Below are 15,380 nucleotides of genomic sequence, written 5' to 3' on the forward strand. Positions count from 1 at the left end.
TCGTTTCCTGAGTCCGGCCTGGCCGGGCCGCCCGAAGGAGAAACGATGTCCGACGCAGCCGACCCTGGTCTCGAAATCGTGCCGAACCGCCATCGCGTGCGCGTGATCCATCGTGGCATCACGTACGCCGATTCGCACGGCGCGCTGACCGTGCGCGAAACGGGCCTGCCGGACACCCACTACCTGCCGCGCGGCGACGTCAACATGCGCCGGCTCGTGAAATCGGGCGTCACGTCCGATTGCCCGTTCAGGGGCGAGGCCGTGCACTTCGACTTGCAGACGGAAGACGGCGTGATCGAGAACGCCGCATGGAGTTACGAGGAACCGAAGGCGGCTGCGTTGGCGCTCGCGCACTACGTCGCCTTCGACGCCGCGCGGATCGACAGTCTCGTCGAGACGTCCTGATGCGGCGCGTGTTCATCGGGGAGGCGTCATGGAACTGAACGACACATTACGCGTACCGCTCGCGCCGCCTGTCGTACAGGAGGCGTTCGAGGATCTCGCGTTGCTGCGCGCGAGCTTCGACCATTGCGAATCGTTCGTGAAGCTCGCGGACGGCGAGTTTGCGCTGACGATCACGGTGCCGCTCGGCCCGCTGCGCGCCCGCTACGACGTGCGTGCGCATGTGGCCGCCGAGCAGGGCGACGCGGAAGGGCAGCCGCGCCGCGTGCTCAACTTCAAGGCGCGTGCCGACGGGCTCGGCGCACTGCGCGGCCAGGTCGAACTCGTGCTGATGCCGGATGACGACGCGAACGCCACGCGCATCGAGTACGTGGTCTGGGCGACGGCGAGCGGCCCGCTCACCGAACTGCCGGGGCGGCAGATCGAAAATACGCTGCGCGAATGGACCGACGATTTCTTCCGCGAGTTCTGCGCGGTCGTTCAGGCGAAGCACGGCCTCGTACCGAATCGCGCACGCTCGGCCGCGCCGCGGCGCCAGCACGTGTTCCTGCGGCCGGCGGCGCTGGTGGCCGCGACGAAGCGTGCGTTACCACCGCACCTCGGCGGCGCGCTGACCGGGCGTGCCGCCAGCGCGCTCCCGCATCGCGGCTCCGGTACGGTGCCGGTCTGGGCGTGGGCCGCGATGATCGTCTTCGTCGCGTTGCTGCTTTACGCGGCGCGCTGGATCAACGGCGGCTGAGCCGCGGGCCGGTTCCGCTGCAAGGCTCGCCCGCCGCGCGCGTTACCGCGCGGCATCGGCATCGGCGCCGGCTCCGGCGCCGCGAAATTCCCTTCGATACGCGGACGGCGAGGTGCCGAGCGCGCCCGCGAAATGCTGGCGCAGCGACACGCTCGACCCGTAGCCGGCCGCCTGCGCGATCGCATCGATCGACTGCCCGGTGGTTTCGAGCAGATGCTGCGCGCGCGCGAGCCGCTCGGCCTGCAGCCACGCGGTGACGGTCGTGCCGGTCGCCTGGCGGAAGTGGCGCGTGAACGTGCGCCGGCTCATCAGCACGCGTTCGGCGAGCGAATCGACGCTGTGCGCGGCGTCGAGGTGCGCGCGTACCCAGTCGAGCAGGCCCGCGAGCCGCGCATCGCGCGGGTGTGCGGCGACCGGCTGCGGCACGTATTGCGCCTGCCCGCCCTGGCGGTGCGGCGGGATCACGAGGCGCCGCGCGATCTGGTTCGCGGCGTCCGAGCCGTAGCGCCGCCGCACGACGTGCAGGCAGCAGTCGAGGCCCGCGGCCGTGCCGGCCGACGTCATCAGGTTGCCGTCGTCCACGTACAGCACGTCCGGATCGAGCTTCACGCGCGGAAAGCGTTGCGCGAAGTCGTCGGCCCATGCCCAGTGCGTGGTGGCCGGGCGGCCGTCGAGCAGGCCGGCCGCGGCGAGCACGTAGGCGCCGAGGCACAGCCCGACGAGCTGCGCGCCACGCGCGGCGACCGCGCGGACGGCGTCGAGCAGCACGTCGGGCGGCGCTTCGTCCGGATCGCGCCACGCCGGCACGATGACGATGTCCGCGTCGTCGAGCCCGTCGAGCCCGTATGGCGCGGTGATCGTGAAGCCGCCCGTCGTCGCCAGCGGGCCGCGTTCGGCCGAGCAGACACGGAACTCGAACGCGGGTGACGCGGCCGCGTCGCGTTCCTTGCCGAACACGACGGACGGCACCGACAGGTGGAACGGGCTGATGCCGTCGTAAGCGATCACGGCAACGACGGTCGGAACGGGCCGGGAGGACGAGACGGCGGCGGTCATGGCGGGCTCCGGAATGGCGATGGCCCGATTCTATCGAAGAATGGCTATCGGGCCACTGTCCGCGTGAGCGATGCGCGCCGACAATGCATCGCATCGCGCCGCTGGCCGTCCCGTTCCGGGACGGGGCCGCGCCCCCGGACCAGGAGCCCGCCATGTCGAACGCCGTCCCGCATTCCGCTGCCCATTCCGTTTCCCTCCCGGCTTCCCGCCGCGCGCTGATCGTGATCGACGTCCAGAACGAATACGTGACGGGCAACCTGCCGATCGAATATCCGCCGCTCGACGTGTCGCTCGCGAACATCGGCCGCGCGATCGATGCCGCGCATGTGGCCGGCGTGCCGGTGATCGTCGTCCAGCACGTCGCGCCGGCCGGTGCGCCGATCTTCGCGCCCGGCTCCGACGGCGTCGCGCTGCATGCGGTCGTCGCTGGCCGGCCATATGCGCACCTGATCGAGAAGACGCAGGCCAGCTCGTTTGCGGGAACTGATCTCGGCGCGTGGCTCGAGGCGCACGGAATCGACACGCTCGCGGTGGCCGGCTACATGACGCACAACTGCAATGCGGCGACGGTCTATCACGCGGCGCATGCGGGGCTGAATGTCGAGTACCTCGATGACGCGACGGGCACACTGCCGTACGAGAACGAAGCGGGCGCGGCGAGCGCCGAGGAGATTCACCGCGCGTACGGGGTGGTGTTCCAGTCGAATTTCGCGGCCGTGATGTCGACCGATGCGTGGATCGCGGGACTGGCCGGCGCGCCGATGCCGAAGCGCGATTCGGTCGCCGCGTCGAACCGGCGGGCCCGCGCGCAGCGCGCGAAGGCGGCCTGAACCGGGCGGGGAGGAGGGGGCGGGGGCAGCGCGTTGGCGAGGGTGGCGTGCCGCCCGATGAAACGAAAGCCGCGGGCGAATGCTCGTCGCGCGGTCAGTCGTCGTCCTTCAGCATCGCCGGGCTGTAGCGCAGCATGTCGAAACAGCCGTCGACGAGCTTTTCCGCATGTCGCTCGCCATCGATCTCGTCGGGCAGCATCAGCGTGTCGCGCACGAAACCGCTGACGAGCGTGTGCAGCATCAGCGTCGCGCGCCACGTATCGAGGCGCTCGGGCAGCAGCTTGAGCCGCACGGCCGCCGCGAGATCGGCGTCGATCGCGTGCAGCGCCTCGCTCATCCCCGCACGGTTGCGCTGCAGCAGCGGCTCGAGGTCCGCGACGTACTCGCACTTCATGAACAGGATGCTGAACACGCGGCGCAACTGCGCGTCGCGTTGCACGCCGAGCAGGCACCAGATCAGGATCTGGCGGATCTTCTCCAGCGGATTGCCGCCCGGTGCATCGAGCGGCATCCGCTTCAGTTCGTCGATCGGCAGAAACACGCGGTCGAACATGGCGTCGAACAGTTCGCTCTTGTTCGCGAAATGCCAGTAGATTGCGCCGCGCGTCACGCCGGCGTGCTGCGCGATGTCCGCGAGAGACGTGTGCGACACGCCCTTCTCGAAGAACACGTGTTCGGCGGCGTCGAGAATGCGATTGCGCGTCTCGAGCGCCTCCTCCTTGGTACGTCTGACCATGTGCAGGCCTGATTGGATCGATCGTAGGTGAATATAGGGTCTGCAACCCTCGTCGCCGTCAGGGAGACGGGCTATGCTTGCGACTGGTAACAATCCGTAAGACTGGACCGTCGGCTAGGCATAAACGGGCTTTTTACATACATTCATGAATGTATATACAATACCACCCTACGATCGAATGACCCAAGTGGCAATCAGTTAATATCCCACTCTGCTGATTCCCGCCAAAGTTCCAGTCCGCAGTGCGGGGCAACCTGTCGGCACGGAGGTTTCGTGCCGCTTGCTGTATCTAGCAGTCCAGTAATTCAGGTGTTCGATCTGCGCCGTGAGGCGCATCCGTGTTGCGCTCCCTCCGGTCGGGTGCGGCACTTATTCCATTGGTTATACACAGAGGTCGCTCCATGCGCGTCGAACGGGTTCCATACCGCTTAATCACTGTCGCGACGGCCGCCGTTTTCCTGGCCGCGTGCGGGAAAAAAGAATCGGCACCGCCGCCGCAAACGCCGGAAGTCGGCGTCGTCACCGTCCAGCCGCAATCCGTACCGGTCTACACCGACCTGCCGGGCCGCACCAGCGCGTTCCTCGTCGCGCAGGTCCGCGCGCGGGTCGACGGCATCGTGCTGCGCCGTGAATTCACCGAAGGCACCGACGTCAAGGCCGGTCAGCGCCTCTACAAGATCGACCCGGCGCCGTACGTCGCCGCGCTGAACAGCGCGAAGGCGACGCTTGCGAAGGCGCAGGCGAACCTCGTTACGCAGAACGCACTGGTCGCGCGCTACAAGGTACTGGTGGCCGCGAACGCGGTCAGCAAGCAGGACTACGACAACGCGGTGGCCACGCAAGGCCAGGCCGCGGCGGATGTCGCGGCCGGCAAGGCAGCGGTCGACACCGCGCAGATCAACCTCGGCTATACCGATGTCGTCTCGCCGATCACCGGCCGCGTCGGCATCTCGCAGGTGACGCCGGGCGCGTACGTGCAGGCAAGCCAGGCAACGCTGATGTCGACGGTCCAGCAGCTCGACCCGGTGTATGTCGACCTCACGCAATCGAGCCTCGAAGGCCTGAAGCTGCGCCAGGACGTGCAGAGCGGCCGCCTGAAGACGAGCGGCCCGGGCGCGGCGAAGGTGTCGCTGATCCTGGAAGACGGCAAGACCTATTCGGAAGCCGGCAAGCTGCAGTTCTCGGACGTGACGGTCGACCAGACCACCGGCTCGGTGACGATCCGCGCGGTGTTCCCGAACCCGGGCCGCGTGCTGCTGCCGGGCATGTTCGTGCGTGCACGGATCGAGGAAGGCGTGAACGAGAACGCGTTCCTGGTGCCGCAGATCGGCGTCACGCATGACCAGAAGGGCCAGGCGATCGCGATGGTGGTGAACGCCAGCAACAAGGTCGAGCCGCGTCCGCTGAAGACGACGGGCATGCAAGGCGCGAACTGGATCGTCGAAGGCGGTCTGGAAGCGGGCGATCACGTGATCGTGCAGGGCGTCGACAAGGTGCGCCCGGGTGCGACCGTGAAGACGGTCGCCGCGCAGCTCGCCCCGGCGGCCAATGCCGCATCGGGTGCGGCTGCCGCCACCGCCGCGCCGGCTGCCGCCGGTTCCGGCGCCGCCGCCGCTTCCGGTGCTGCCGCATCGGGCGCTGCGCCGGCGAGTGCTGCCGCTGCTTCGAGCGCGCAATAACAGGGAGCCTGTTTCATGGCAAAGTTTTTTATCGATCGCCCGATCTTCGCGTGGGTGATCGCCATCATCCTGATGCTGGCCGGGGTTGCGGCGATCTTCACGCTGCCGATCTCGCAGTATCCGACGATCGCGCCGCCATCGATCCAGATCACCGCGAACTACCCGGGCGCTTCCGCGAAGACGGTGGAAGACACGGTGACGCAGGTGATCGAGCAGCAGATGAGCGGTCTCGACAACTTCCTGTACATGTCGTCGACGAGCGATGACTCGGGCAACGCGACGATCACGCTGACCTTCGCGCCGGGTACCAACGCCGACATCGCGCAGGTTCAGGTGCAGAACAAGCTGTCGCTCGCGACGCCGATTCTGCCGCAGGTCGTGCAGCAGCTCGGTCTTTCGGTGACGAAGTCGAGCAGCAGCTTCTTGCTGGTGCTCGCCTTCAACTCCGAAGACGGCAGCATGAACAAGTACGACCTCGCGAACTTCGTGGCGTCGCACGTGAAGGATCCGATCAGCCGGTTGAACGGCGTCGGTACCGTCACGCTGTTCGGCTCGCAGTACGCAATGCGGATCTGGCTCGATGCGAACCGCCTGACGAACTACGGCCTCACGCCGGTCGACGTGTCGACCGCGATCGCCGCACAGAACGTGCAGATCGCAGGCGGCCAGATCGGCGGCACGCCGGCCACGCCGGGCACGATGCTGCAGGCGACGATCACCGAATCGACGCTGCTGCAGACGCCCGAGCAGTTCGGCAACATCCTGCTGAAGGTCAACCAGGACGGCTCGCAGGTTCGCCTGAAGGATGTCTCGAAGATCGAACTCGGCGGCGAAAACTACAACTTCGACACGAAGTACAACGGTCAGCCGACCGCGGCACTCGGTATCCAGCTCGCGACCAACGCGAACGCGCTCGCGACCGCGAAGGCCGTGCGCGCGAAGATCGACGAACTGGCACCGTTCTTCCCGCACGGCCTCGTCGTGAAGTACCCGTACGACACGACGCCGTTCGTGAAGCTGTCGATCGAGGAAGTGGTCAAGACGCTGCTCGAAGGTATCGTGCTGGTGTTCCTCGTGATGTATCTGTTCCTGCAGAACCTGCGGGCGACGATCATCCCGACGATCGCGGTGCCGGTCGTGTTGCTCGGCACGTTCGCGATCATGTCGATGGTGGGCTTCTCGATCAACACACTGTCGATGTTCGGTCTCGTGCTCGCGATCGGCCTGCTGGTGGACGATGCGATCGTGGTGGTCGAGAACGTCGAGCGGGTGATGGCGGAAGAGGGCTTGTCACCGAAGGAGGCGACCCGCAAGGCAATGGGCCAGATCACCGGCGCACTCGTCGGCGTGGCGCTCGTGCTGTCGGCGGTGTTCGTGCCGGTGGCGTTCTCCGGCGGGTCGGTCGGCGCGATCTATCGTCAGTTCTCGCTGACGATCGTGTCGGCGATGGTGCTGTCGGTGCTCGTCGCGTTGATTCTGACGCCGGCACTGTGCGCGACGATCCTCAAGCCGATTCCGCAAGGGCATCACGAAGAGAAGAAGGGCTTCTTCGGCTGGTTCAACCGCACGTTCAACAACAGCCGCGACAAGTACCACGTCGGCGTGCACCACGTGATCAAGCGGTCGGGCCGCTGGCTCATCATCTACCTGGTCGTGATCGTCGCGGTCGGCCTGCTGTTCGTGCGCCTGCCGAAGTCGTTCCTGCCCGATGAAGACCAGGGCCTGATGTTCGTGATCGTGCAGACGCCGTCGGGCTCGACGCAGGAAACGACCGCGAAGACGCTCGCGAACATTTCCGACTACCTGCTGAAGGACGAGAAGGAAATCGTCGAATCGGCGTTCACGGTCAACGGCTTCAGCTTCGCGGGCCGCGGCCAGAACTCCGGTCTCGTGTTCGTGCGCCTGAAGGACTACTCGCAGCGTCAGCATGCGAACCAGAAGGTGCAGGCGCTGATCGGCCGGATGTTCGGGCGTTACGCGGGCTACAAGGACGCGATCGTGATCCCGTTCAACCCGCCGTCGATTCCTGAACTCGGTACGGCTGCCGGCTTCGACTTCGAGCTGACGGACAACGCGGGTCTCGGCCACGATGCACTGATGGCCGCGCGTAACCAGCTGCTCGGGATGGCCTCGAAGGATCCGACGCTGCAGGGCGTGCGTCCGAACGGCCTGAACGATACGCCGCAGTACAAGGTCGACATCGATCGCGAGAAGGCGAACGCGCTCGGCGTCACGGCGGATGCGATCGACCAGACGTTCTCGATCGCGTGGGCGTCGAAGTACGTGAACAACTTCCTGGATACCGACGGCCGGATCAAGAAGGTCTACGTGCAGGCAGACGCACCGTTCCGGATGACGCCGGAAGACCTGAACATCTGGTACGTGCGCAACGGGTCGGGCGGGATGGTGCCGTTCAGCTCGTTTGCGACCGGTCACTGGACGTACGGTTCGCCGAAGCTCGAGCGCTACAACGGTGTGTCGGCGATGGAAATCCAGGGTCAGGCCGCACCGGGCAAGTCGACCGGTCAGGCGATGACCGCGATGGAAGGGCTCGCGAAGAAGCTGCCGGTCGGTATCGGCTATTCGTGGACCGGCCTGTCGTTCCAGGAAATCCAGTCCGGTTCGCAGGCGCCGATCCTGTACGCGATCTCGATCCTCGTCGTGTTCCTGTGTCTCGCGGCGCTGTATGAAAGCTGGTCGATCCCGTTCTCGGTGATCATGGTGGTGCCGCTCGGCGTGATCGGCGCACTGCTGGCGGCAACGATGCGCGGCCTCGAGAACGACGTGTTCTTCCAGGTCGGCCTGCTGACTACCGTGGGCTTGTCCGCGAAGAACGCGATTCTGATCGTGGAGTTCGCGCGCGAACTGCAGATGACGGAGAAGATGGGGCCGATCGAGGCCGCGCTGGAAGCGGCGCGCCTGCGGCTGCGTCCGATCCTGATGACGTCGCTCGCGTTCATTCTCGGCGTGATGCCGCTCGCGATCTCCAACGGCGCGGGTTCGGCCAGCCAGCACGCCATCGGTACGGGCGTGATCGGCGGGATGATCACGGCGACGTTCCTCGCGATCTTCATGATCCCGATGTTCTTCGTGAAGATCCGCGCGATCTTCAGCGGCGAGAAGGAAGACGTCGACGAGGCGCTGCGCCTGGCTCAGGAGCACTCGCACCACGAAGAGAAGCCGGGCAACGGCGACGAAGGCAACAAGGGACAGTGATGATGCAAAAACACGCTTTGACTGCAATCGCGGTCGCGCTTTTCGCCACGGGCTGCACGATGGCGCCGCATTACAAGCGGCCCGATGCACCCGTCGCGCAGGCGTACCCGGCCGGTGGCGTCTACGCGACGCAGCCGGGTGCGGCCGGCGCGCGCAGCGCGAACGGGCAAGCTGCGACCGCCATCGGCTGGCGCGAGTTCTTCGTCGATCCGCGCCTGCAGCGGCTGATCGAGATCGCGCTGAAAAACAACCGCGACCTGCGCGTGTCGGTGCTGAACATCGAGGCGGCGCGCGCGCAGTACCAGATCACGCGCGCGGGCTTGTTCCCGACGCTCGACGGCACGGGCACGGGCAACATCCAGCGCATCCCGCAGGGTTTGTCGACGACGGGCGCGTCGATGATCTCGCGCAGCTACAACGTCGGCCTGTCGGCGTCGTGGGAACTCGATCTGTTCGGCCGCGTGCAGAGCCTGAAGGACCAGGCGCTCGCGCAGTACCTGTCGACCGCGTATGCGCGGCAGGCGTCGGAGATCTCGCTGGTGTCGCAGGTGGCCGATCAATACCTGACGCTGCTGTCGACCGACGATCTGCTGAAGGTCACGGAGGACACGCTGAAGACGGCGCAGGCGTCGTACGACCTGACGAAGCTGCAGTTCGACAACGGCACGGGCTCCGAGCTCGAGCTGCGTCAGGCGCAGACGGTGGTCGAGCAGGCGCTGGCGAACCAGCAGGCGCAGGCGCGTGCGCGTGCGCAGGCGCTGAACTATCTGGTGCTGCTGATCGGCGAGCCGCTGCCGGACGATCTGCCGGCGGGCATGCCGCTCGACGCGCAGAACCTGCTGACGGACGTGCCGGCCGGGTTGCCGTCCGACCTGCTGACGCGTCGTCCTGACGTGATGCAGGCCGAGCAGTCGCTGCTGGCGGCGAACGCGAACATCGGTGCGGCACGCGCGGCGTTCTTCCCGAAGATCTCGCTGACGGCCGCGTTCGGTACGGCGAGCCCGACGCTGGGCGGTCTGTTCAAGGCCGGCACGGCGGCGTGGTCGTTCGCGCCGAACATCGCGCTGCCGATCTTCGAGGGCGGCGCGAACATCGCGAACCTCGATCTTGCACACGTGCAGAAGCGCATCGAGATTGCCAACTACGAGAAGGCGATCCAGTCGGCGTTCCGCGACGTGGCGGATGGGTTGGCCGCACGCGGCACGTACGATCAGCAGATCGCGGCGCTGGAGCGCAACGAGCACGCGCAGCAGCGACGTTTCGACCTGTCGGACCTGCGTTACAAGAACGGTGTCGACAGCTACCTGTCGGTGCTGACCGCGCAGACGGACCTGTACACCGCACAGCAGACGCTGATCAATGCGCGTCTGGCACGCTGGACCAACCTGGTCACCCTGTACCGTGCGCTGGGCGGCGGGTGGGTCGAGCGGGCCGGCGAGACGCCGCGCGCGCCGGATGCACCGGTCGACTACGACAAGGCGGCCGCTCCGGCGCCTGCGTCGGCGGCGACGACGAACGGGTAAGCAAGCGCAAGGAAGGGCAGGCGCGGTGGTGTACCGCGCTTGTTCTTTGAACCGGCTGTATGCGGAAATGAAGACGCCACGGACGAAAGTCCGTGGCGTTTTCTTTTGTGCGCTCGAATCATGCGGGGCGAAGACGGGTGGACCGACGATGCGTGCATCGAACGACGGTGCGGCCCGTTGCGCCGGACACGTCGTGCTGCGCGGCCACCCGGCACCTGGCATCCGGCATCCGGCGTTCGGCGTTCGGCATCCGGCGTTCGGCATCCGGCGTTCGGCATCCGGCATCCGGCATCCGGCGTTCGGCGTTCGGCGTTCGGCATCCAGCATCCAGCACCCAGCACCCAGCCTCCGGTGCCGCGCCACCGGACGCAGCCCTTCAAGCGCGATGGCGAACCGCCCGATCGCCGAGCGTCGTCCGCACCCCCAAAGCAAAACGCCACGGCATGCCGTGGCGTTTTTCGTTACCGCTTCGCGTCGTCGTCCGGCGCGTGGCGATCAGTGATGCACGTCGGCCGGGCGGCCGTCGAAGTCGTGTCCGGTGCGGCGGATGTCGCAGCGCGCGTCCTTTTCGCCTTTCACGCCGTTGAACACGATGTTCAGGATCACGGCCGTCGCCGATGCCAGCAGGATGCCGCTGTGCAGGATCGGGGCGAGTGCGGGCGGCAGCTTCGAGAAGAAGTGCGGCGATACGACCGGCACGAGACCCATGCCGACGCTCACGGCGACGATGAACAGGTTGTGCGTGTTGTTCACGAAGTCGACTTTCGACAGCACCTTGATGCCGTTCGCAGCCACCATCCCGAACATCACGATGCCCGCGCCGCCGAGCACGAACGGCGGCACCGACGCGACGACCTGCGCCATCTTCGGGAACAGGCCGAGCAGCACTAGGATCACGCCGCCGGTGGCGCACACGAAGCGGCTCTTCACGCCCGTCACGCCGATCAGGCCGACGTTCTGCGAGAACGACGTATGCGGGAACGAGTTGAAGATGCCGCCGATCAGCGTGCCGAGGCCGTCGACGCGCAGGCCGCGCACCAGGCGCTCCTGGTTGACCGGACGATCGACCATGTCGCCGACCGCGAGGAACATGCCGGTCGATTCGATGAACGTGACGAACATCACCGTGACCATCGTCGCGATCGACAGCGGGTCGAAGTGCGGCAGGCCGAAGTGGAACGGCATCACGAAGCCGACCCACGGTGCGTGCGCCACGCCGTCGGTGTTCACGCGGCCGATTGCGAACGCGATCACGAAGCCGGCGACGATGCCGAGCAGCACCGAGATGTTCGCGAGGAAGCCACGGCCGAACTTGTTGATCAGCAGGATCAGCGTGAGCACGAGCAGCGACAGGCCGAGATAGACGGGGCTGCCGTATTCGGGGTTGCCGACGCCGCCGGCCGCCCAGTTGATGCCGACTTCCATCAGCGACAGCCCGATCACCGCGATCACGGTGCCGACGACGACGGGCGGGAAGAACCGCAACAGCTTGCCGATCATCGGCGCGAGCACGATGCCGATGATGCCGGCCGCGATGGTCGAACCGAAGATGTCGAGGATGCCGAGGCCGGGGTTGGTGCCGATCGCGATCATCGGGCCGACTGCCGCGAACGTGCAGCCCATGATGACGGGCAGGCGGATCCCGAAGATCCACAGGCCGAGCGTCTGGATCAGCGTGGCGATGCCGCACGAAAACAGATCGGCGCTGATCAGGAACGCGATCTGGTCTTTCGGCAGCTTGAGCGCGCCGCCGACGATAAGCGGCACGGCGACAGCGCCGGCGTACATGACGAGGACGTGTTGCAGGCCAAGCGTTACCAGCTTGCCGGTCGGCAGCACCTCATCGCACGGATGGACCGTGTTCGATTGCATCTGTCTCACTCCATGATCTTGTTTTCGGGGTGATACGAAATTATTCGGAATGAATCCACGCAACAAGAGTGCTGGGTTCTATTCCGTTCTTTGCTGGTTCGATATGCCATTTCGGCATGGAACAGGGTGTCGATCATCGGGAAACGGCCGCAGGAGTGAGGTTTCCCGGATTTATAGCGCTTCAAAATAGCGCGGGCCCCCGTGTCAAATATAGGTCGCCTTATGGTGTGTATCGGGCGGGCGGCATAGTGGCAAAAAGTGCGTGGTAAAAATCGTGCCGGGTTAACCCGCGAACGGCTGCTTTTGCCCGCAAGGTGCAGCCGGGTGGAACCCGGCCGGCGATCGCGCTTTCGACCTGCCGCGATGGCGGCAAAAAACGGGGCGCGCATCACGATCCCGTTATCATCGACATCCGTTCATTCGAATTCGCCCTCACGTCATGCGCCTGCTCGGAATCGACCTCGGTACCGGCTCCGTCAAACTCGTCACGCTCGATGCCGACGGTGTCGAGCGCGCGGTTGCGAGCGAACCTTATGCGCTGTCGTCGCCGCAGCCGGGCTGGGCCGAGATCGCGCCCGATACGTGGTGGCAGGCGCTCGTGCGCGCGGCCGCGCGGCTGCCGGCCGACGAGCGCGCGCAGGTGGCGGCGATCGGGTTCTCGGGGCAGATGCATGGCGTCGTGCTGATCGACGCGGCCGGGCAGCCGGTGCGGCCCGCGCTGCTGTGGCCCGACACGCGCGCGGTGCGCGAAGCGGATGCGGCCGGCTGGCCCGCTGCCGGTTTGCCCGCTGCCGGTATGCCCGCCGCCGGTACGCCCGTCGCCGGAGTGCCCGTCGCACCGAATCCCGTCGCGCCGGGCATGGCAGGCCCGCTATTGCGCTGGCTGGCCGTGCACGAACCCGATGCGCTGCGCGCCGCACGCTGGGCCGTGCAGCCGAAGGACTGGTTGCGCATCGCGCTGGGCGGCGACGTCGCGGCCGATCCGAGCGATGCGTGCGCGACCGCGCTCGCGACGCCCGACGGTGCGTGGGATCTCGCGCTGATCGACGCGCTCGGCTTGCCGGCGGACCGGTTCGCACCGGTCCATCCGTCGACAGCGCGCTGCGGCACGCTCGTCGCACCGGCTGCCGCGGCACTCGGCCTGCCGGCCGGCGTGCCGCTGGCGACGGGCGCGGCCGACACCGCATGCGCGGCGCTCGGCAGCGGGCTCGCGGCCGCCGGCGATGCGCTGCTGACGACCGGCAGCGGCGGCCAGATCGTCGTGCTCGCGGATGCGCTGCCGCCCGCGCGACGCGGGCTGCATCGCTATCGCGCGGCGGCCGGCGGCGGCTATTACACGATGGCCGCGATGCAGAACGTCGGGCTCGCGCTCGAAGCCGTGCGCGGCTGGCTCGGCTACACGCAGTGGGCCGATGCGTATGACGATGCGTTCGCCCAGGCCGCGTCCGAACGCCTGTGCTTCCTGCCGTACCTGACGGGCGAGCGTTCGCCGTGGATGAATCCCGATGCGCGCGGGGGCTGGCTCGGCCTCGGGCTCGGTGACACGCGCGGCGCGATGATGCGCGCCGCGTTCGAAGGCGTCGCGTTCGCGTTGCGCGCAGGGCTCGATGCGATCCGCGACGCCGATCGCAGCGATCCGGTCGCGACGCTGCGTCTCGCGGGCGGCGGCTCGGTCGATCCGCGCTGGCGCCAGTTGCTGGCTGACGCGCTGGGCGCGTCGCTCCACGCGATCGACTGCCCGAACGCCGCGACACGTGGCGCCGCGCTACTCGCGGGCGTCGCGATCGGGCACTGGCGGGAAGATGCGCTGCACGCGCTGGCGCCGGCCGCGTCGCCGGTGTCCGCGCCGTGCGACGATCGCTTGCTGGCCGCGCGCCACGCGCGCTTCATCGATCTGTATGCGCGAACGGATGCATGGTTCACGACGGGCGTTTAAACTCGAGCACTTGTTCTTTTGCGTCGGCGATGACGCATCGTGGCAAGCCGGCGACCGTTTCCCGCACGCGATGCGCGGCGGGACCGGCCATCATGGCGAGCACGAGATTCTTTCGCCGTGCCGCGCGCGATCGACGCACGGCACGGCTTCGACAGCTTTGCATGGAACCCGGTGCGAAGCATGGAGCCGGCACGCTCGTGCTCGAGCATCACGCCGGTCGACATGAGCGCTGACGCGCCAACCCGGGCCGACCTCACACACAGACAGGAGTCACACGATGAAGACGAAAGCAGCGATTGCATGGAAGGCGGGCGCGCCGCTGACGATCGAGGAAGTCGATCTGGAAGGGCCGCGCGCAGGCGAAGTGCTGATCGAGGTGAAGGCGACGGGCATCTGTCACACCGACTACTACACGCTGTCGGGCGCCGATCCGGAAGGGATCTTCCCGGCGATCCTCGGCCATGAAGGCGCGGGCGTCGTGGTCGACGTCGGCCCCGGCGTCGGTACGCTGCGCAAGGGCGACCACGTGATTCCGCTCTACACGCCGGAATGCCGCGAGTGCAAGTTCTGCCTGTCGCGCAAGACCAACCTGTGCCAGAAGATCCGCGCGACCCAGGGCAAGGGCCTGATGCCCGACGCGACGTCGCGCTTCTCGCTCGACGGCAAGCCGCTGTTCCACTACATGGGCACGTCCACGTTCTCGAACTACATCGTCGTGCCGGAAATCGCGGTCGCGAAGGTGCGTGAGGACGCGCCGTTCGACAAAATCTGCTACATCGGCTGCGGCGTGACGACGGGCGTCGGTGCGGTCGTGTACTCGGCGAAGGTCGAGGCGGGCGCGAACGTGGTCGTGTTCGGCCTCGGCGGCATCGGCCTGAACGTGATCCAGGGCGCGAAGATGGTCGGCGCGGACAAGATCATCGGCGTCGACATCAACCCGAAGCGAGTCGAACTCGCGAAGAAGTTCGGGATGACGCACTTCATCAACCCGAACGAAGTCGAGAACGTGGTCGACCACATCGTGCAGCTGACCGATGGCGGCGCCGATTACTCGTTCGAATGCGTGGGCAACGTGAAGCTGATGCGCCAGGCGCTCGAGTGCACGCACAAGGGCTGGGGCCAGTCGTTCATCATCGGCGTGGCGGCAGCCGGCGAGGAAATCAGCACGCGTCCGTTCCAGCTCGTGACGGGGCGCGAGTGGAAGGGCTCGGCGTTCGGCGGCGCACGCGGCCGTACCGACGTGCCGAAGATCGTCGACTGGTACATGGAAGGCAAGATCAACATCGACGACCTGATCACGCACACGCTGCCGCTCGAGCGGATCAACGAAGGCTTCGACCTGATGAAGGCCGGCGAGTCGATCCGCTCGGTCGTGCTGTACTGACCGGGAG

The 15,380-nt window shown here is 66.9% G+C and carries 11 protein-coding genes; 8 read left to right on the forward strand and 3 right to left on the reverse strand.

Annotated elements, in window-relative coordinates; all coding sequences use genetic code 11:
• Nucleotides 1-45: 45 nt before the first annotated feature.
• The gene (locus LGN19_RS19585) at nucleotides 46-405 is read left to right on the forward strand and encodes a DUF427 domain-containing protein (protein WP_226216667.1); all 360 of its coding nucleotides are present in this window, start codon (nucleotides 46-48) and stop codon (nucleotides 403-405) included.
• A 28-nt stretch (nucleotides 406-433) separates the two neighbouring features.
• Entirely contained in the window at nucleotides 434-1,141 is a 708-nt protein-coding gene (locus tag LGN19_RS19590) for a CoxG family protein (RefSeq protein WP_226216669.1), read from the forward strand.
• A 42-nt stretch (nucleotides 1,142-1,183) separates the two neighbouring features.
• Here the strand turns inward: LGN19_RS19590 and LGN19_RS19595 are convergent, their stop codons facing one another.
• Entirely contained in the window at nucleotides 1,184-2,197 is a 1,014-nt protein-coding gene (locus LGN19_RS19595; protein WP_226216671.1) for a helix-turn-helix domain-containing protein, read from the reverse strand.
• A gap of 152 nt (nucleotides 2,198-2,349) precedes the next feature.
• Between LGN19_RS19595 and LGN19_RS19600 the strand changes: the two genes are divergently transcribed.
• Nucleotides 2,350-3,027: a cysteine hydrolase family protein gene (locus tag LGN19_RS19600; RefSeq protein WP_226216673.1), complete on the forward strand. Its 678-nt coding sequence runs from the start codon at nucleotides 2,350-2,352 to the stop codon at nucleotides 3,025-3,027.
• A gap of 94 nt (nucleotides 3,028-3,121) precedes the next feature.
• On the opposite strand, the gene LGN19_RS19605 is transcribed toward LGN19_RS19600, so the two are convergent.
• Nucleotides 3,122-3,763, reverse strand: coding sequence for a TetR family transcriptional regulator (locus LGN19_RS19605; protein WP_043190193.1), 642 nt, complete (start codon nucleotides 3,761-3,763; stop codon nucleotides 3,122-3,124).
• 401 nt (nucleotides 3,764-4,164) lie between these two features.
• On the opposite strand from LGN19_RS19605, the gene LGN19_RS19610 reads away from it, so the two are divergent.
• From LGN19_RS19610 to LGN19_RS19620, 3 genes are read left to right on the forward strand one after another with little or no spacing between them, the layout of a single operon-like run.
• Complete coding sequence (locus tag LGN19_RS19610; RefSeq protein ID WP_226216675.1) at nucleotides 4,165-5,442, forward strand: efflux RND transporter periplasmic adaptor subunit; 1,278 nt, start codon at nucleotides 4,165-4,167, stop codon at nucleotides 5,440-5,442.
• A gap of 15 nt (nucleotides 5,443-5,457) precedes the next feature.
• Complete coding sequence (gene bpeB, locus LGN19_RS19615) at nucleotides 5,458-8,658, forward strand: efflux RND transporter permease BpeB (protein WP_175984793.1); 3,201 nt, start codon at nucleotides 5,458-5,460, stop codon at nucleotides 8,656-8,658.
• Nucleotides 8,658-10,181 (forward strand): efflux transporter outer membrane subunit, encoded by a 1,524-nt coding sequence (locus LGN19_RS19620; protein WP_226216677.1) that lies wholly within the window; start codon nucleotides 8,658-8,660, stop codon nucleotides 10,179-10,181. The genes bpeB and LGN19_RS19620 overlap by 1 nt, the downstream gene beginning before the upstream one ends.
• Nucleotides 10,182-10,676: 495 nt before the next feature.
• Here LGN19_RS19620 and LGN19_RS19625 read toward each other — a convergent pair whose 3' ends face one another.
• Nucleotides 10,677-12,053, reverse strand: coding sequence for a nucleobase:cation symporter-2 family protein (locus tag LGN19_RS19625; protein ID WP_164462620.1), 1,377 nt, complete (start codon nucleotides 12,051-12,053; stop codon nucleotides 10,677-10,679).
• A 439-nt stretch (nucleotides 12,054-12,492) separates the two neighbouring features.
• Between LGN19_RS19625 and LGN19_RS19630 the strand changes: the two genes are divergently transcribed.
• Together LGN19_RS19630 and LGN19_RS19635 are read left to right on the forward strand one after the other, a co-directional pair.
• Nucleotides 12,493-13,989, forward strand: coding sequence for a xylulokinase (locus LGN19_RS19630; protein ID WP_226216678.1), 1,497 nt, complete (start codon nucleotides 12,493-12,495; stop codon nucleotides 13,987-13,989).
• Between the two features lie 277 nt (nucleotides 13,990-14,266).
• Nucleotides 14,267-15,373, forward strand: coding sequence for an S-(hydroxymethyl)glutathione dehydrogenase/class III alcohol dehydrogenase (locus tag LGN19_RS19635; protein WP_011353045.1), 1,107 nt, complete (start codon nucleotides 14,267-14,269; stop codon nucleotides 15,371-15,373).
• Nucleotides 15,374-15,380 lie beyond the last annotated feature (7 nt).

It is taken from the genome of Burkholderia sp. AU30198, assembly GCF_020419825.1.
Taxonomy (GTDB): Bacteria; Pseudomonadota; Gammaproteobacteria; order Burkholderiales; family Burkholderiaceae; genus Burkholderia.